The 16,899-nt window shown below is 59.8% G+C and carries 16 protein-coding genes; all 16 read right to left on the bottom strand.

The annotated features are described in order from the left end of the window. Positions 1–11: 11 nt before the first annotated feature. The 16 genes from H7B67_RS17005 to H7B67_RS16930 all read right to left on the bottom strand — a co-directional run bounded on the left by H7B67_RS17005 (position 12) and on the right by H7B67_RS16930 (position 16,186). Entirely contained in the window at positions 12–1,352 is a 1,341-nt protein-coding gene (locus H7B67_RS17005) for a UDP-glucose dehydrogenase family protein (RefSeq protein WP_185121052.1), read from the bottom strand. Then, on the bottom strand, positions 1,349–2,734 hold the full coding sequence (locus tag H7B67_RS17000) for a sugar phosphate nucleotidyltransferase (protein ID WP_185121051.1): 1,386 nt from the start codon (positions 2,732–2,734) through the stop codon (positions 1,349–1,351). Before H7B67_RS17000 ends, H7B67_RS17005 begins: the two co-directional genes overlap by 4 nt. After that, positions 2,731–3,705: a polysaccharide pyruvyl transferase family protein gene (locus H7B67_RS16995; protein ID WP_185121050.1), complete on the bottom strand. Its 975-nt coding sequence runs from the start codon at positions 3,703–3,705 to the stop codon at positions 2,731–2,733. The genes H7B67_RS17000 and H7B67_RS16995 overlap by 4 nt, the downstream gene beginning before the upstream one ends. 39 nt (positions 3,706–3,744) lie before the next feature. Then, entirely contained in the window at positions 3,745–4,296 is a 552-nt protein-coding gene (locus H7B67_RS31120; RefSeq protein ID WP_185121049.1) for an acyltransferase, read from the bottom strand. Between the two features lie 33 nt (positions 4,297–4,329). After that, positions 4,330–5,679 carry a lipopolysaccharide biosynthesis protein gene (locus H7B67_RS16985; RefSeq protein WP_185121048.1) on the bottom strand — a complete coding sequence of 450 codons (1,350 nt, stop codon included), beginning with the start codon at positions 5,677–5,679 and terminating at the stop codon, positions 4,330–4,332. A gap of 13 nt (positions 5,680–5,692) precedes the next feature. Beyond that, positions 5,693–6,577 carry a glycosyltransferase gene (locus H7B67_RS16980; protein WP_185121047.1) on the bottom strand — a complete coding sequence of 295 codons (885 nt, stop codon included), beginning with the start codon at positions 6,575–6,577 and terminating at the stop codon, positions 5,693–5,695. Continuing rightward, the gene (locus tag H7B67_RS16975) at positions 6,574–7,626 is read right to left on the bottom strand and encodes a glycosyltransferase family 4 protein (RefSeq protein ID WP_185121046.1); all 1,053 of its coding nucleotides are present in this window, start codon (positions 7,624–7,626) and stop codon (positions 6,574–6,576) included. Before H7B67_RS16975 ends, H7B67_RS16980 begins: the two co-directional genes overlap by 4 nt. Then, complete coding sequence (locus tag H7B67_RS16970) at positions 7,627–8,850, bottom strand: glycosyltransferase family 4 protein (protein ID WP_185121045.1); 1,224 nt, start codon at positions 8,848–8,850, stop codon at positions 7,627–7,629. Then, positions 8,847–10,148, bottom strand: a complete 1,302-nt coding sequence (locus H7B67_RS16965; protein ID WP_185121044.1) for an O-antigen ligase family protein — start codon at positions 10,146–10,148, stop codon at positions 8,847–8,849. The genes H7B67_RS16970 and H7B67_RS16965 overlap by 4 nt, the downstream gene beginning before the upstream one ends. A 38-nt stretch (positions 10,149–10,186) precedes the next feature. Continuing rightward, positions 10,187–11,440: a glycosyltransferase gene (locus tag H7B67_RS16960; protein ID WP_185121043.1), complete on the bottom strand. Its 1,254-nt coding sequence runs from the start codon at positions 11,438–11,440 to the stop codon at positions 10,187–10,189. Positions 11,441–11,458: 18 nt separating this feature from the next. Beyond that, a complete protein-coding gene (locus tag H7B67_RS16955) occupies positions 11,459–12,115 on the bottom strand; it encodes a sugar transferase (RefSeq protein WP_185121077.1) in 657 nt (218 codons plus the stop codon). 19 nt (positions 12,116–12,134) lie between these two features. After that, on the bottom strand, positions 12,135–13,034 hold the full coding sequence (gene galU / locus H7B67_RS16950; RefSeq protein ID WP_185121042.1) for a UTP--glucose-1-phosphate uridylyltransferase GalU: 900 nt from the start codon (positions 13,032–13,034) through the stop codon (positions 12,135–12,137). Between the two features lie 189 nt (positions 13,035–13,223). Then, complete coding sequence (locus tag H7B67_RS16945; protein ID WP_185121041.1) at positions 13,224–13,868, bottom strand: CpsD/CapB family tyrosine-protein kinase; 645 nt, start codon at positions 13,866–13,868, stop codon at positions 13,224–13,226. Next, positions 13,849–14,604 (bottom strand): YveK family protein, encoded by a 756-nt coding sequence (locus tag H7B67_RS16940; RefSeq protein WP_185121040.1) that lies wholly within the window; start codon positions 14,602–14,604, stop codon positions 13,849–13,851. Before H7B67_RS16940 ends, H7B67_RS16945 begins: the two co-directional genes overlap by 20 nt. Before the next feature lie 207 nt (positions 14,605–14,811). Further along, positions 14,812–15,483, bottom strand: a complete 672-nt coding sequence (locus H7B67_RS16935; protein ID WP_185121039.1) for a response regulator — start codon at positions 15,481–15,483, stop codon at positions 14,812–14,814. 4 nt (positions 15,484–15,487) lie between these two features. Continuing rightward, positions 15,488–16,186, bottom strand: a complete 699-nt coding sequence (locus H7B67_RS16930; RefSeq protein ID WP_185121038.1) for a sensor histidine kinase — start codon at positions 16,184–16,186, stop codon at positions 15,488–15,490. Positions 16,187–16,899 lie beyond the last annotated feature (713 nt).

Raw genomic sequence — 16,899 nt, 5'->3', positions numbered from 1 at the left:
CGGGCGGTCCGTCAGTATTGAAGGATCGGAATCTTCTCCCTGACTCCCTGATTCAGGCTCGGACGGCCGATGGAATAGTAGATGAATGCCGTTCCCGCCAAGTCCTCTTCCCGGAACACGTTGCGGCCGTCGATCAGAATCGGCCGGCTCATGACCGACTGAAGCTGCCGCAGATCCGCCCCGGCGAATTCCTCCCATTCCGTCAGCAGGCATAAGGCGTCCGCACCGGCCGCGGCTTCCAAGGCCCCTTCGCACCAGACGACTCCCTTGTCCCCGAACGCGCTCCGGAAGTTCGGCGTCGCGACCGGGTCGTATGCCCGAACATGAACGCCTACGTCGACCAGATGGCGCATGATCTCGAGAGCGGGAGACTCGCGGACGTCGTCGGTGTTCGGCTTGAAGCTGAGGCCCCAGACCGCGACCGTCTTCCCGCGAAGCTCCCCGCCGAAGATCGTCTCCAGCTTCCGGATGACGTTGAAGCGCTGCTCGCGGTTCACCTCGACGACCGACCGGAGCAGCTTGAAGTCGTACTCGACATGGCCGGCGATCTGGATGAGCGCGCGCGTGTCCTTCGGGAAGCAGGAACCGCCGTAGCCGATTCCCGCCTGAAGGAACGCCGGGCCGATTCTCCGGTCGAAGCCCATCCCTTCGGCGACTTGGGTCACGTCCGCGCCCACCTTCTCGCAGATGTTCGCGATCTCGTTGATCAGCGAGATTTTCGTGGCCAGAAAAGCGTTGGACGCGTATTTCAAGAGCTCCGCGCTGCGCAGGTCCGTGATCATGATCTTGTCCGTCAGCGGCCTGTGAAGCTCCGCGACCTTCTCGGCCGCTTCGCGGGACTCCGAGCCGATCACGACCCGGTCCGGCTCCATCGTATCGCGGATGGCCGAGCCTTCCCGCAGGAACTCCGGCAGCGAGACGCTGCTAAACGGCGCGTCCGTCCGGCTTCGGATCAGATCCCGCACGCGCTCGTTCGTGCCTACCGGGACGGTGCTCTTCACGGCGACGATCGCGCCCGCCGGCAGCGCCTCCGCGATCTCCAGGGCGGCCGCGTCGATATAAGCGAGATCGGCCTCGCCGCTAGGAAGCGGAGGCGTTCCGACCGCGATGATGACGAGCTCGGCCTCGCGGACGGCCGCCTGCAGGTCGCTCGTGTAGCTTAAGCGTCCCGCGGCGACGTTCTTGGCCGACAGCTCCTCGAGGCCCGGCTCGTAGATCGGAATTCCGCCGTTCTGCAAGGTCGAGATTTTGAACGGGTCTTTGTCGACGCAGATCACCGTATTGCCCAGCTCGGCATAGCAAATGCCCGATACGAGTCCGACGTAGCCGGTACCGATAACCGCGATATTCAATAGGATCCCTCCGATGCCGGGCAAAGTTGGACGATCTCGGGCCATTGCAGCTCCAGCCGGACGATATCCTCTTCGATGAGCAGCTCTCCGGTCTGCACCTCGATGATCTCCAGGTCCGTATCCGCCCGCACGCTGTGCCTGCTCTCCTTCGGCACGATGAACACGTCGCCGGCGGATAAGGCAAGCTTGCGCTCGTTCAAGATGACGGTGCCGCTTCCGGATACGACCGTCCAAACCTCGTCCCGAAGGTTATGGTATTGATAGCTGAGGTTGCGTCCGGCCGCGATGAAGATCCATTTGGTCAGAACCTCCTTGCCGTCCGGGTATCGCCGGTAATCGAGCACCCGGTAGCGTCCCCAGCGCCGTTCCTCGTACATCGGACGCTGGTCCGAGGCTTTAAGCATGTCCTTGACCAGCGGGCTCAGCGCCTTGTCGGCGACGAGGATGCCGTCCGGGCTGGCCGCCACGATGACGTCGGACAAGCCGAGCACCGCGACGGGAATCTCCAGCTCGTTGATCACGTGCGCGTTGCTCGTCTGGTCGGAGACGATTCCTTTGCCGATCAGTGCGGAGTCGATCTCTTCCGTCAGCGTGTTCCACGTTCCGAGGTCCTTCCAGTCCCCTTCGTAACGCACCGCCGCGATCCGGTTCGCCTTCTCGACGACCTCGTAGTCGAAGCTGATCTTCGGCAGCGAGCCGTATCGCTTGAGCATCTCCTCGTAATGGATCGGAAGGTCGTACGCGATCAGAATGTTGATGAGCATGTCCAGCTTAAAGGCGAAGACGCCGCAGTTCCAGAGCGCCCCCTGGCGGATCATCTCTTCCGCGTCTTCCCGGCAGGGCTTCTCGCGGAAGCCGCTCACGCTCATGTACGGAAGTCCGGCGTCATGTCCCGCGCCGGGCATGATATACCCGTACTTCTCGGACGGATACGTCGGCTGAACCCCGATGAGGGCCAGATCCGCCGCGGATTCGTCAAGAGCTCCTTCGAGACGGCTTAGCTGGCGGAAGAAGCTTCCGTCCACGTAAGGATCGACCGGCATGACGACGACCGTCTCGTTCAGGGAAGCCCCTTCCATCGCGTACAGGTAGGTCGCCGCCAACGCGATGGCGGGGAACGTGTCCCTTCGCTCCGGCTCGGCGATCAGGCGAATATCGTTGCCGATCTGTCCGTAGAGGATCTCCGACTGGGCTTTGCCCGTCGCCACGTAAGCGCGGTCCCGCAGCCCGGCTTCGCCGAGCTGGCGCCACACCCGTTGCACCATCGACTCGGGCTTGCCTTGCGGATCCTTGAGCACCTTCAGAAACTGCTTCGAACGGGAATCGTTGGACAGCGGCCACAATCGTTTGCCGGAGCCTCCCGATAATAGAACGATTCTCATGCCATCCCTCCACTCTGTTTGTTCGCCGGCTCCGCCAGCAGCTTCGCGGACGCGATTCCTTGCGTCCAGGTGCGGTAGTAGCTGGCGTTCTTGCCGTAAGCGTTGTCGATCAGCACGTTAGGCTTGTCCATCAGACAGGACAAGATATGGCCGTGAAGCCTCGAGGTCTGAACGGCCCGGTAGTCGCCGAACCGGTCGACGGCCTTCTTCACGAGCCTGTCGGTATACTTGCTCCAGATCGAACCCACGGGAAGCTTGCCTTTGCCTTTCCTTAACATGTCGGAGAAGAGCCGGATCGACCTTTTCTCCGTACGGCTGTACAGCGTCGGCCAGTCCAGGAAATCCCCGGCTTGGCCCGCTTCCAGGCTCTCCTGGCCCGCCGTCTTCTCGATATCGGTCCTAAGGAAGCGAAGCAGTTCCTTGCCGGGAGCGGTTCGGCTGCGAATCGGCCAGAGCTGATGCGCCATGTCCGGCGACAGATATACGTTCACCTGCCGGAATTTATCCTTGGCCATGTCCAGCGACACCGTGTCCCGGACGAACAGATGCATGTCCGGATGACGATTCAGGATGTCGGCGGATTTCTCGAACTCCCGCACGTCCTTGTAATAGATCGTCTGCGGGAGGATAACGATCCGGTGGCCGGGATAGTCTGCCGCGACCTTCTCCCTCAGCTTCTGATGGGCCGGGTACAGATCGCCGAAGTTGCCTCCCCCGTGCAGCACGAGGATATGGCCCTTCGGTATGGACAGCCCGTCCGGGAAGTCGAAGACGCTGTACCGGGCCCTAACCCGAATGCGGTGCTCCTTGAAGAAGGCCTCGGTTCCCTTCATGATCAGCAGATCGCCGCCGTTCGCGTGAACCGGATAATCGAGGTAAAAGATGTCCGATCCGGGCGGAATCACCTTCAATATTTGACTCAGCTTTTGCTTGAGCTCATCCATCGGATGCGCGCTCCGTACGATCTCCATCCGTTAATCTCCTCTCCGAGCGTTGCATTCTAGGTTCCGTTACAGGGTCCAGCGTACGCCCTCTCGTATCGGTTTAGCCGGCACTCCCGCCACGAGAGTACCGGCAGGCACATCCTTGGATACGACCGCTCCGGCCGCCACGACCGCTCCGGGACCGATCGTGACCCCCTTGAGGATGGTCGCCCGGCACCCGATCCACACGTGATCGCCGATGACGACGGGCTTCGTCGTCTCCGCGCCCTCGAGCGCGTGGTAATCGGTATCCGTTATGGTGACGTCCCAGGAGATGGCGCAGTGGCTTCCGATCTTGACGTGCTGCTTGCACATGACTTCGCTCCTTCGGTTCAGGAACGTGTGATCCCCGATCTCGAGAACGGCGTTGTCGGAATCCAGGTACAAGCCGGCATTCCGGTACAGGATGACGTAATTCCCGATGCGAAGCTTGGCTCGCTTCGCTTTGGATACCGTCACTCCCCCGCCTACTCTCAGCAGCTTGCCGCAGCGATCGGTCTTTCTTCGGAACAAGGCGCCCAGGAACAGCCGGTAGGCATGCTTCCCATAATCCTTTACCCTTCTTTTTCTTAGTTGCATCCTCGCCTTGCCGTCCTTCCGTCGGAATCCAATTTAGGCTTGGCGCGACAGGCGCCCCAGAAGGAAGCGCCAATCGCCCTTGTCGAAAAACACGCCCGAGATCGGCGTCTTGAACACGAGCTTCATCGCGGCGATCGTGATCGCAAGCCGGGCGCATGCGCCGATCAGCATGGCGAGCGCGATGCCGTTCAGACCGAAAGCCGGCGCGAGCGCGAAGAGCATCCCGATCGTGATCGCCAGCGCGATCGCTTGCCGGACGGCCACCAGGCCGGGTCGGCCCATCGCGTTGAACGAGGTCGCGAGAATCCACGAGCCGCCGCCGATGATGCATTCCAGGGAGAGCAGGGCGAACGCCGCGCTCGATTCCAGGAACGCCGGCCCGTACAGCAGGCCGAGCAGCCATCGGCCGACGATCAGCCCGGGAACGAGGGCGACGAGCATCAGCGCGAAGCTGAGCCGGAACGCCCGGCATACCTTCGAGAGGATCAGCTCCCGTTCCTGTCCCGTCACCTTGGGGAACACGACGCTAGAGATGGCCGTCTGCACGATGTTGAACACCCGGGACAGCGTGTACACGACCGTGTACAGGCCGAACGCTCTCGGCGACAGAAGCGCAAGGACGATCAGCTTGTCGCATTGGCCGTACAGAGTGCCGAGCAGCTCGACGCCGTATACCCTGCCGCCGTAGCCGAACAATTTTTTAACCGCTCCCCGATCCGAGAACTTCCCGAACCAGCCGACGGACAGCTCTCCTCGCATACGATACAAGGACCAGACCAAGACGATCAAGCTCGTCCCCAGATAGATCAGCGAGGCGGCGGCTTGATCGAGCCGTCCGATCGCCCATAGCGCCGCCAGCCCGAGCAGGTTGCTCAGAGGCACGTACAGCCGCAGCCCGTTGTACAGGTTGAAGTTCTCCATGCTCTGCGCGAGCGCCGTCAGCAGCCCGATCGCCAGCAGCATCGGAAGCATGAGCACGGTGTACCACCGCGCGATGCCGACGATTCCGTCCGAGTAGTTGCCCATCCACGCGGGAAGCCCGTACCAAGCGACGACCCCCGCCAACAAGCAGACGGGCAGCTGGAACAGGAAGCCCGCCCGAACGACGTCCGCGCCTTGCTCCGGATTCGACCTCCGATTGTAGATGAGCGAAGTCGGCAGCCCGAAGCTGAGCACTCCGGCCAGGAGCGTCGGCCAGAACACGATCGCGGAGAACTCGCCTTTGCCCTCGACGCCGAACCAACGAGCCGTCACGACCGAACTGATCATGCTGACGAGCATGACGATCGTGCTGGCGGCGCTCGTTCTCATGATCGCGGAGAGGGCTCCTCTGCCGCTCAGGGCCCGCCCCCGCGCTATCGGCTTGATTACGGTTCTTATCATGGAGTTAATTCCTTTACTGGTAGGTTTTCAGAATGCCGCTGATCAGGCCGTTGTTGTAGGCGATCCGGCTGACGTTGCGGAACAGGCGCCGCCTGTCGTACAGCACCGGGATCGACAGCAGGACGAAAGTCGGCACCTTCAGAAGCGATTCCGCGAACAGGCGCGATTTGCTCTTCGAGCTGACCGCCTTGCTCACGCCCTGCCAATAAATGCGGCGCAGCAGCCATTTCCGGCTCATCCGGCTTCGGTGAATCTTATGCAGAACCGAAGCGTGCGGCGTGTAATACACCAGAAACTCGGCGCGAATGCGTTCGATCAGCTCCGATTCCTCGCTCGAGAGAAGGTTGCTGCCCACCCGGCCGAGGTCCTCCCGGAACATCGCCATGGAGTCGAACAGCGACCTGCGAAAAGCGACGTTGGCCCCGAACGGAATCGCGCCGCGCATCTCCCGGATGTCGTCGGAGTAGTCGAGTATGGTGTACAGCGACCGGTTCTCCGGGGGCAGCCAAGACGGCGCCTCTCCGTCCCAAGCGGGCTCGATCTTGCCGCCGACGCAGCCGATTCTCGGATTGCCGTCGAACACGGAGACGATCCCGCCGATCCAATCGCCCGACGCGACCGCGTCGTCGTCCAGGAACAGGATATACTCGCCTTTCGCCTCGCGGATCGCCCGGTTCCGGGCGACGGAGAGACCGAGCCGTTCCTCGTATAGATACCGTACCGGGAAGCTTACCGACCGCTGAAAATCGAGCACGGTCTGCTCGGTCCGATCGGTGGAGCCGTTATCGACGACGAGAACCTCGAAGGGTTCGCCGAAGCGTTGGTGCAGAAGGCTGAGCAGCGCTTCCTGCAGGTCTGAAGCCCGATTGTGCGTGCATATGGCTACCGTCGCTCTCATGCGTTCACCTCTTGGCGTTCTTGCCTTGCCTTGCCGGAATACACGCGAACCATCCGTTCCGCGATGCGATCCCAATCCAGCTCCCCGAGCTTGTCCGTCATCCGTTCCTCCGTTGCTCTCCTATCCAGCCTCATGGAGCCGAGCAGCGCCTGCCGGAGCCCGTCCGGATCGTCCGGGTCGTACAGGACCCCGCAGCCCTCGGACACGTATTCTCCGAGCGAGCCGATTCTCGGCGCGACGACCGGTCGCTTGTAGGACAAAGCCAGAATCGCGCTGCCCGAAGTCGTGATCTGCCGATAGGGCAGAACGACCGCGTCGGCGGCCCGAAGGTAATCGGCCAGCTCGCCGTCGTCCACGAAGCTCGGATGGACCTTGATCGTGCCGTCGTTCGCCTCGTCGATAAAGTCGAGGCTGTAGCCCTTGTCGGGCAGCCCCGCGATCAGCAGGGCGCAGCGTTCGGCGCCCAGCGACCGATAGGCGGCAACGAGCTGCTCCACTCCCTTGTAGGGATTGATTCTCCCGACGAACAGGAACAGGAAGCGGTCCTCCGCGATGCCGAAACGCTTCCGGATATTCGTCCCTTGGACGGGATAGGCGCCCGCGTAATGGCCGTGCGGCGTGACCACCAGCTTGTCCTGGCCGATCCCGAACGCCGAAGCCGCCTCTTGCCGGACCGATTCGCTCAGCGCGAACGCCGAGTCGCACAGGCGCAGGATCCGCTTGCGCATGAACGCGTCCCACCGCGACTTGCCCGTATGGGGCCAGATGTTGTGGACCGTCCAGTAAAGCCTTACGCCCATGCCCTTATAGGCAAGCAGCAGCAGCAGAAACAGCATCGACTTTACGACCGTCATCGGGAACGAGGAGGCCGTATACGAATTGCTCGGCCAATGAAAATGGACGATGTCGCCCTTTCTCGGCTTGAACATCGCCCTGCGGTCGTAATGCTCGACGCGCAATCCCCGGCGCTCGATCGATTCGGACAGCAGCTCCGAATACTTGTTGTGAGGGCTCTTCTTCGGACCCATATAAACGATGGTCTCGCTCATCTAGTTCACCTGCCCGTAGACGGCCCTGGCCGCGAATTCGCGGTTGCCGGACAGCATCCGGCCGTACAGGTCCAGATGCTTCTCCAGAAGCGAAGCCTGGGTGAACTTCCGGCAATGCCGAACGCATTGCTGCTGGATCCTTCGCTTCTCCTCGCCGGACAGATCGTGGAAGTCCAGGATCTTGGCCCGGATGGCGGCGGCGCTTCCCGGCTTGAACAGGAATTCATCCGGGTTCCAGACGGCGTCGGGAATGCCTCCCACCGCGGAAGCGTAAACCGGAGTGCCGACCTGGTAGGATTCGATGATGACCCGGCCGAACGGCTCCTCCCAAATCGAAGGAACGAAGTTCGCGTCCGTCCGGGCCATCAGGCTCCTCGCTTCGGCCGGCTTGACCTTGCCCGGGAAGACGAATCGAGGATCGTCGCGGCAGAGGTCCTGCAGCTCTTGCTTCAGGCTGCCTTCCCCGCAAACGACGATGCGCTCGACGACGGCTGGAGGAAGCGGAAGAGCCGCCTCCACCAGCTCGCGGACTCCCTTCTCCGGCTCGATCCGGCCGAAATAGCCGATTCGCAGCGGCTTGCGCTCGAAGTCCCGCTCCGCGGCGGAGATCTCTCCTTCCACCGCGTTCGGGATGACAAGGCCCGCGGCATCCGCGAACAGTCCGGCATCCGTATGCCGCTTCAGGATGTGCGAAGAGATGCCGACGACCGCCGATACCTTGCGGCTGAAGCCCGAGGAGGTCATGGCATACAGCCGCGCCAGAGCCGGGTTTCCGATCGGCGAGCTCACCGGCGACAGCAGCGAATAATCCCTCAGCGTATGCACGATCGGCACGCCGAGCGAGGCGTTCGCCGTCCAGACGGCGGCTCCGAAGCCGGACAGGTTCTGCGTATGAATCAGGTCCGGTCGAATGGCCTCGAGCCGCTCCTTCACCGCCTTGATTTGCAGCGGATTGTACAGATCGGTCAGCCTGCGGGCGGTGCGGGCAAGCACCGAACGGCGCTTCGCCTGGCCGATCCAATACAGGCTGTTGTGCGGAAGCCGATGGACGGTAACGCCTCGGATCTTCTCTCTCGTAATGCCCTCCCTCCTTTGCTGTCCGCCAAGGGTCAGGACATGGACCTCGGCCGCTTCCGCCAGCGCTTCCGCCAGAATCTGCGTCGAGATCTCCGCTCCGCCGATGATATGCGGCGTATAGAGACTGTTGATGAGGACGACTCTCATGCGGTACGTTTCAACTCCTTCTCGTTTGGCTTATCCCATTCTGCCGCTTGGACAGCCAGCCGATCTTCGAAGAATCCGCCCCGGATCCAGCCGATCAACAGCCAGAAGTTCACAAACGAATAGGAATCGAAGTTCATGACCAGCGACACGCATAACGCGAACGCGAACTGGGCGTAGGGATTGCTGCGCGAGCTGCGCAGCGCCGCGACCATGAACCCTATAAACAGGAATGCGCCGATCAGGCCTTCTTCCGCGAACAGCTTCGCCCACAGGTTGCGGGAGGTAGCCATATCGGGATTCTGCTCCACGAGGAGCTTCACCTCGGTGAACTTCATGCCGTAATCGAAATGCTTAAGCAATAAGTCCGCGAACTCTTTGTAATAAAAACCGCCGCCGACGCCGAAGATCGGATGCTGCCCGAACTCCATAAACCCGATTGCCGGGAATACGACCCGGACGAAGAAGGAATTGTCCGCCTTCAACAAATGAGCGAAATCGAATTGGAACCGATCCGTAAAGTAGCCGCTTACCTTGAGCGTCTCCAGCAAGAAAGGAACCCCGACTCCGATAATCGCCGCAATCGCGGCGAGTGCGAGCAGCATCCGCCCGCGATACTTGTTCGCAATCAGCACGTAAATCAGCAAAGCGGTAAAGAGCACGCTGTAGGCGTACGCGGAGAACGACAGCACGAGCAGCAGCACGCAGCCGATAAGCGGGACAAGCATCAGCTTTTTGAACCCTTCCTTGTACAGGAACAGCATCAGCAGCCCGCAGCTCAGGAGATGAATGCCCGCCCAGGACGGTTCTCCCGACAGCATCTGGATCCGTCCTTTGTACACCTTCTCCGAGAACAAGCCGGTGATGGTCATCGAGAAGCCGCTGCGTACCAGGTACGCGTCCAGCGTCTGCAGAAGGCCGATCGCCAGCGGAAGTCCCATGCCGATCGTCAGCGCGATGGCGATTTGCTTGCGCAGGACGGGATCCCGCTTCGCCTCCCCCGCGATATAAACGGACACTCTGTACATGGACAGCCCGAAGACCAGAGTGATCGCATGCTTGACGCTGCTTCCCGTATCCCCGCCCGTTATGGAGACGAGCAGGGAATGTCCGACGCTGTATGCGGCGAAGATCGTAAGCAGCATGTCCGCCGGCTTGAACCGAAAATCGGTCAGCAGAAGCAGCGCGGACGCGGCGAGCATCGGGAACATGGCCAGGGGACGGTACACCGAGAACGGGATGTAGGGCAGGCTATCGTAAGTGATGACCGCCAGCGAGAACAGGAACAGAGCGACGATCATCCAACGGACGGCGTCCCTTCGCTCTGCGCGTTCGGTCGTTACGATAAGATCAGCTCCATGTTGCTGCGGGTGGCGGAGCCGCTGAAGCGGCGCGTCACGTAGCGGATCGAATTGCCCGACATGCTGTCGTTCATCTCCCTGTCGCCCATCAGAAGCAGCACGTCCTTCACCATCTCGTCCTCCGACTCGCAGACGAAGAGCTCCTCCCCATGGTTCGCGTCAAGTCCTTCGCTGCCGATCCGGTTCGTCACGACCGGAACGCCCCATGCCATCGCCTCCAGGATTTTCGTCTTGATGCCCGTGCCGAACAGCAGCGGCGCGACCATCACGGCGGAATCCCCGACGACCTGCTTCACGTCGTCCACCTCTCCGGTGACGATAACGCCCGGATAGTTGTCCTGCAGGCGCCGCACCTCGGCGGTCGGATTTTTGCCGACGATGTAGAAGACGGCGGTCGGCATCTGGCGCTTGATTCGCGGCCAGACCTTCTCGCAGAAGTAGACGGCGGCGGAGCAGTTGTGCGGAATGTCCATCTTGCCCACGAAGACAAGCTTGTTGTTGTCGTACTGCCTGGAGCCTCTCGTCTGGGATTCGGGCTCGACCTTCATCGGAATTCCGTGGCACGATTCGTGGCGGGTTTCTTGGCGGAAAAGCTGGGCCTCGGCGGGGGACGTAAAGATCAGATGATCGAAGCGGGGAGCTACTGTTTTCTCGTAGGAGGCGAGCAGCTTGCTCTCGTAGGAGATGAGCCATTTCTGGACGAACTTCAGATCGGCGAACCGTTTCAAGGCTCCCGGCAGCTTGTCCGCGAAGCCTCCTAGCACGGAAGGAATGTAGTGGAACCAGTCGAGCTGGCGACGATATCGCAGAGAGAGCAGGTCGTCGTAGCTGAGCACCTGGCGCCCCGTCCCTTCCGACAAGTATTCGGCCACCCGGACCATATCGTACAGGACGAAGTCCGGCTTCTCCTCCTTCATGAACTCGCGGATCTGCCGGTGCGTCTTCCTGCTGTAGTAGGCGGATACTTGAATCGGCCATTTCCGGCGGAGAATGGAATGAACGATCACGTTGTACAGCTTCTCCGCCATGCCCGGCAGCTTGAGCTCCACCACTCGGCTTAGCTCCGGCGGCTGCCGCTTAAGATACTTCGGATCATCCACGAAGGAGAGATTGATAATCTCGCTGTCCGGATGGATTTCCTTCATTTCCCGGATGTACTGGAGCAGCATGTTTTTGCGGCCGTCCGTTCCGGGGAAGGGGAGCCGATTCGTTATAAAGACGATTTTGTTCATCCTTCGCCACCCCTTCGGTTAATATGCGTCCTTGGCTCCAAGCAGCAGCTTGAAGGTACGGAAAATAATCTTCAGATCCCCCCGAATGCTTCTTTGCCGAATGTATTGCAGGTCTAGCTCCACCATCTGCTCGAAGCTGAGGTTGCTGCGGCCGTTCACCTGCCACAAGCCCGTGCAGCCTTGAACGACGGTCAGGCGAAGCTTGTCGTATTCCGTGTACTCCTCCACCTCCCTCGGCACCGGCGGCCGGGGACCGACCAGCGACATTTCCCCTCTCAGGACGTTAAACAGCTGCGGGAGCTCGTCGAGGCTCGTTTTGCGAAGGAACTTGCCGACGCGCGTGACGCGGGGATCGTCCTTCATCTTGAACATCGCGCCTTCGACCTCGTTCCGGGAGATAAGCTCCGCGAGCTTCTTCTCCGCGTCCGGCACCATCGTGCGGAACTTGAAGATTCGGAACGGGACTCCGTTCTTCCCGATCCGGGTCTGCCCGAACAGCACGGGGGATTTCGGATCGTCCAGCTTGATCAGGAGAGCGACGGCGGCGAGGACGGGGGAGAGAAGCAGGATTCCGGCCGAGGCGCCGGCGACGTCGATCGCCCGTTTCGCGGCCATGTAGAACGCCATGTTGTCCCCGTTGCGCTCGGCAATCCGTTTCCTCTCGAACTCCGTCATCCTCGCGACGATTTCGCGATCATACCGCAGGGCCATGGCTCTCACTCACCTTCTCTCGCCAGAGCAGCTCTTCCAGCTGGGTCATGAGCTTATACTTAAGCTCTTCGTTGCGCAGAGCGAAATCGACCGTCGTCATGATATAGCCGAGCTTCTCGCCGACATCGTAGCGCATTCCCTCGAAGTCGTAAGCGTAGACGCCCATCTCCTCGTTCAGCTTCTGGATCGCGTCGGTCAGCTGAATCTCGCCGCCCGCCCCGATCTCGTGCCTGCCGAGGAATTCGAAGATCTCGGGCGCCAGCACGTAGCGGCCCATGATGGCCAGATTGGACGGAGCCTGCCCTTGCGGCGGCTTCTCCACGAAGCGGCGGACCTTGTAGAGACGGCCGCTCTTCTCGTACGGATCGAGGATGCCGTAGCGGCTCGTCTGATCCGTTCCGACCGCTTGAACGCCGATGACCGACTTGCCGGTATTCTCGTATTGCTTGATCAGCTGGCCGGTGCAAGGAGTGTCGGACTGAACGATGTCGTCGCCCAGCAGCACGGCGAACGGCTCGTTGCCGATAAAGTTGCGGGCGCACCATACGGCGTGGCCAAGCCCTTTGGCTTCCTTCTGCCGGATGTAGTGGATCTCGACGTTGGACGACTTGCGCACCTTGTCCAGAATGTCGAGCTTGCCCTTCTCCTCCAGCGTCTGCTCGAGCTCGAAGGCGATGTCAAAGTGATCTTCGATCGCCCGTTTGCCCTTGCCCGTAACGACGATGATGTCCTCGATTCCGGACTCGATCGCTTCCTCCACGATGTACTGGATCGTCGGCTTGTCGACGATCGGCAGCATTTCCTTCGGCATGGCCTTGGTCGCCGGCAAGAACCGGGTACCGAGTCCGGCCGCGGGAATAATGGCTTTTCTCACTTTTTTCATTCGCTCTCACCCCATCTGTGTCTGTTAAAACCCATTCATGACCATTCAAAAAAATGGGCATCGAACCCAACCTCTCGCCACACCCTTGACGATGAACGTCTAAGGCCCTAAGGACCCACAGCATGGCCGAGTGCCTCCGGTGATAAAGGAGCAGGAGACATTTCCTTCCCGTTCGGGAGTCGTTAAGCCTTAGCGGCCGATCTGATTGAAGATCGCTCCGACCATTCGGGTCCGGCTCGCCTTCAGCGTATCCTTCGCCTTGGCGGCCGCCTCCAATTTCGTTTTGCCCCGGCGGATGACGAGCACGGCGCCGTCGCATTTATCGGCTACGATGAGCGCGTCCGACGTGCTCCTCATGGCGGCCGTATCGAGGATGACGATGTCGAAATCCTTCTTCGCGGATTCCAGCAGCGCGGTCATCGCTTCGGATTCGAGCAGCTCCGAAGGATTCGAAGGCACGGGTCCCGCGCACACCACTTCGAGATTGTCGATCTCCGTCTTCTGGGCAACCTCGCGAATCCCGCTTTGGCCCGCCAGCACGGAGCTCAATCCCTTGTCGTTGCGAAGCTCGAAGATTTGGTGCAGCGTCGGCGACCGCAAGTCCGAGTCCAGCAGCAGAACCTTGCGATTGGCCTGCGAATAGGCGACCGCGATGTTGGCGGAGGTGGTGCTTCTCCCTTCGCCCGACTCCGCGGAGACGACCGCGATGGTCTTCAGGGCTCCGTCCCTTCCCAGAATCTCGATGTTGGTCCGCAGCCTGCGATAGCTCTCGGCAGCTTTGGATTTCGGATTGCGGCTCGTGATCAGCCCTCGGTTACGCATCCATCGTGACATTTGGGTTCCTCCTTGGCGTCATCGTCGTGTGGGAGCGATTGTCCCGGCTCCTTAGATCCCTCCGCTCGATTCTCGGAACATCCGCGAGCAGCGGCATGTCCAATCTCTCCCGAACGTCCCGCTCGCTCTTGACCGAATCGTCGAGATGCTCCAGCAGGAAGGCAAGTCCGATGCCGATCATCGTCATGAGCACGAATACGATCGCGACGTTCTTGACGGTCGGCGGCGAAGGCGGCTGCCTGGTCTCCGAGGGGTCGGCCCAATCGATAACGGACACGTTGTCGAGATTCATCAGCTCGCGCACCTGCTCTTGGAACACCTTGGATACGGCGTTGGCCATCTGGGCCGCTCGCGGGTAGGATTCGTCCGACACGATGACGGTCATGATCTGGGTCTCGCTTACGGAGGAGATGCCGAGCTTGGCGGCGAGTTCTCCGGCCGTCGTGCGAAGCTCGGGGTATTGCGCGGCGACTTGGTTCAGAACCCGCGGGGTGAGGATCAGCTGCTTGTAGGTTTTGATCAACTGGATGCTGGAATTGATCGCGCCAGGGTCGAGAACCGACGGAGCATCGCTCGAGGCTTCTTTCTGGTACACCATCAGCTTCGTTACGGCTTGATAATCGGGTCTGACATGGTGACTGGTGTAATAGCCGACCGACGTACAACCGATGATCGCGAGCAAGGCGATCAGCCATAGTCTCTTCCGGACTACGCTCCAATACCTTTGAATCTCCAAACCGTTTCCTCCGATGCTGAATTCGTTTTTCGCAATGGCTAATTCCCGTCGCAATATTCTGATTAATTACAGAAAATCCGCTTAACGTTTGCCGCGTCGGCTCCGTTAATTAAATTCTAAAGCGACAAAGCGTCGCAAAACTATTACGCGGCAGGATGATTTTGCTTCTTCTTCAGAAGCCATCACCCTGCCGCGTTGGAGGTATCGCTATTCTACTTTAGTGCCATACGAGACGCCGGAACCATCCTCTTGCTTATCCGGCAGCGAATAGCTGCCGATCCCCTGCGCCTGCGCGAACAGGGCGGCCTGCGTGCGATCGTTCAAATTCAGCTTCTGGAAAATACGGCTGACATGCTTCTTGACCGTAAACTCGCTGATCACGAGCTTGCGCGCCATGGCTCCGTTCGACAAGCCTTCCCCAAGAGCGCTGAGTACCTCTCTCTCCTTCGGAGTCAGCTTCTCGATCGGATCGTCCGGGTCTTTGCGCAGCAGGTTGCCCAAGAGACTCTGGTCGAAGTAGCTGCGTCCCTTGCCGATCATCTTGATCGCCAGAAGCAGCTCCTCCGGCGGAGCTTCCTTGAGCACGTAACCGGACGCTCCGCTCTCCTGCGCCATGCGAATATCGTTCTCCAATGCCGAAGAGGTCAGCATCATGAACGCGCATGGCAGGTGCCGCAGTCTCTTCACCAGATCATAACCGGACTCTCCGCCCAGCTTAATATCGACGACGGCCACGTCCGGCTTCGTCTTCTCGATCAACGATACCGCCTCGCGCATCGACTCGGCTTCGCCGATCAGCTCCATTCCCTCTTCTTTGTCGAGTATGGCTCTGAGTCCGTTACGAACCAGAGGATGGTCATCCACGATGACGATTCTCATGCAATCACCCGTTCTTTAAAGTTTGGCCTTGATCCTCTTGCCGGCCGGCCAGAGGAAGACGAACGACTATGCGCGTGCCGCTCTCCGGTTGGCTGAAGATCTGCAGGGTTCCTCCAAGCGAAGAAGCCAGCAGCTTCATGTTGCGCAGCCCGAAACCGGAATCCTTGCGTCCGGGCTTACGAGAGCAGGCATCGAAGCCCTTCCCGTTGTCCGAGATTCGAAGCATAACGGAAGAGCGCAGGATCGTCAGCTTGACGTCCACCTCGCTGCTGGCGCCATGGCGTATCGCGTTGCCGACCGCCTCGGCGGTGATTCTGTATAGGGCTTTCCGATGATGAACAGACAAGCGGCAGTCGGAATCGGGACCGCGGAACGGAATCCGGACGCCGTTAAGCTTGGACAAGCTGGTCAATAGCGATTCCATGCTGCGAAGCCAAGACGAGCCCCCGTGCTCCTGGGCGCTCAGATCGTATATCGTGGCCCGCATCTCGCGGGAAGCCGTCGCGGCGGCGGCTTGGATCTCCCGCAGCTGCTCCAGCTTCTGCTCTTCCGACAAAGCGCTCCATTCCTGCTCGACGGAATGAACCGCACAGGCGATTCCGAACAGATGCGGACAAATTCGGTCATGAAGTTCTTCTGCGATTCGGTTTCGCTCCTCAAAGAGAACATAAGGTTCGAACTGCAACTCACCCTGAATAGCCATTCCGTTCATCACCCTTCCCGCGCAAATTATGAGAATACTCCAATCTACTCCTCATTTTCCCTCATTTCTGAAAATGGTGGCTATTTTCAACATACCCTGCCGAAATCGACATGCCCATACTCCGGGAGTACCGATTTAACGAGTGGTACTTAGATAAGAGCAGTTGAGTCCTTGGTCATGGCAACAACTTGGGTTTTCAGTAAATTTTCCCAACTTTATCCATCTCAGTCCTGCCGGATGTCATAATTCCGTACAAAAAGGAGGAGTATCCATCCGTTCCAATTTTCGCGTTTCTTCCTATATAGAAGATATCTGTATGGGACCTATGTCTCAGAAGCACCGCCGGCGAGATCGATGAGTTTTATTAAGATTTTAGAAATCCCATCGAAGAAATCGGTTTTCGAAGCGCTTACATTCTGAGGGATTCCTCAGCCCATTCTCGAAAATGAGAAGCCAAACCTGACATGCATGAGAAAAATGAGAGGAAAACGCGGTCATCCGGGTATCGCTCGGGAATGGCACATACTTTGGATCTCTGTCTCTTAGCCTAGATCGATCGGTAAATAGTGGTAATGGAGATACAGCGGATCCCCCGGAAAAGAATCATCCGCCGAGCATTAAGGCTCAGCGGATTTCTGTCGAGTTTCTACCTATATATATTATCGATCTCCGGAATCCGATCCGTCGACCGTCATATAATGGCTTATGGCAAC

The organism is Cohnella thailandensis (assembly GCF_014212135.1).
Classification (GTDB): domain Bacteria; phylum Bacillota; class Bacilli; order Paenibacillales; family Paenibacillaceae; genus Cohnella; species Cohnella thailandensis.
This window is presented reverse-complemented; position numbering and strand designations above follow the sequence as displayed.

What these genes read in the sequence shown, in the direction of transcription:
- H7B67_RS17000 (WP_185121051.1), bottom strand. Translation starts at nt 2,734, where the DNA reads ATGAGAATCGTTCTATTATCGGGAGGCTCCGGCAAACGATTGTGGCCG.
- H7B67_RS16995 (WP_185121050.1), bottom strand. Translation starts at nt 3,705, where the DNA reads ATGGAGATCGTACGGAGCGCGCATCCGATGGATGAGCTCAAGCAAAAG.
- H7B67_RS31120 (WP_185121049.1), bottom strand. Translation starts at nt 4,296, where the DNA reads ATGCAACTAAGAAAAAGAAGGGTAAAGGATTATGGGAAGCATGCCTAC.
- H7B67_RS16985 (WP_185121048.1), bottom strand. Translation starts at nt 5,679, where the DNA reads ATGATAAGAACCGTAATCAAGCCGATAGCGCGGGGGCGGGCCCTGAGC.
- H7B67_RS16980 (WP_185121047.1), bottom strand. Translation starts at nt 6,577, where the DNA reads ATGAGAGCGACGGTAGCCATATGCACGCACAATCGGGCTTCAGACCTG.
- H7B67_RS16975 (WP_185121046.1), bottom strand. Translation starts at nt 7,626, where the DNA reads ATGAGCGAGACCATCGTTTATATGGGTCCGAAGAAGAGCCCTCACAAC.
- H7B67_RS16970 (WP_185121045.1), bottom strand. Translation starts at nt 8,850, where the DNA reads ATGAGAGTCGTCCTCATCAACAGTCTCTATACGCCGCATATCATCGGC.
- H7B67_RS16965 (WP_185121044.1), bottom strand. Translation starts at nt 10,148, where the DNA reads ATGATCGTCGCTCTGTTCCTGTTCTCGCTGGCGGTCATCACTTACGAT.
- H7B67_RS16960 (WP_185121043.1), bottom strand. Translation starts at nt 11,440, where the DNA reads ATGAACAAAATCGTCTTTATAACGAATCGGCTCCCCTTCCCCGGAACG.
- H7B67_RS16955 (WP_185121077.1), bottom strand. Translation starts at nt 12,115, where the DNA reads ATGACGGAGTTCGAGAGGAAACGGATTGCCGAGCGCAACGGGGACAAC.
- galU (WP_185121042.1), bottom strand. Translation starts at nt 13,034, where the DNA reads ATGAAAAAAGTGAGAAAAGCCATTATTCCCGCGGCCGGACTCGGTACC.
- H7B67_RS16945 (WP_185121041.1), bottom strand. Translation starts at nt 13,868, where the DNA reads ATGTCACGATGGATGCGTAACCGAGGGCTGATCACGAGCCGCAATCCG.
- H7B67_RS16935 (WP_185121039.1), bottom strand. Translation starts at nt 15,483, where the DNA reads ATGAGAATCGTCATCGTGGATGACCATCCTCTGGTTCGTAACGGACTC.
- H7B67_RS16930 (WP_185121038.1), bottom strand. Translation starts at nt 16,186, where the DNA reads ATGGCTATTCAGGGTGAGTTGCAGTTCGAACCTTATGTTCTCTTTGAG.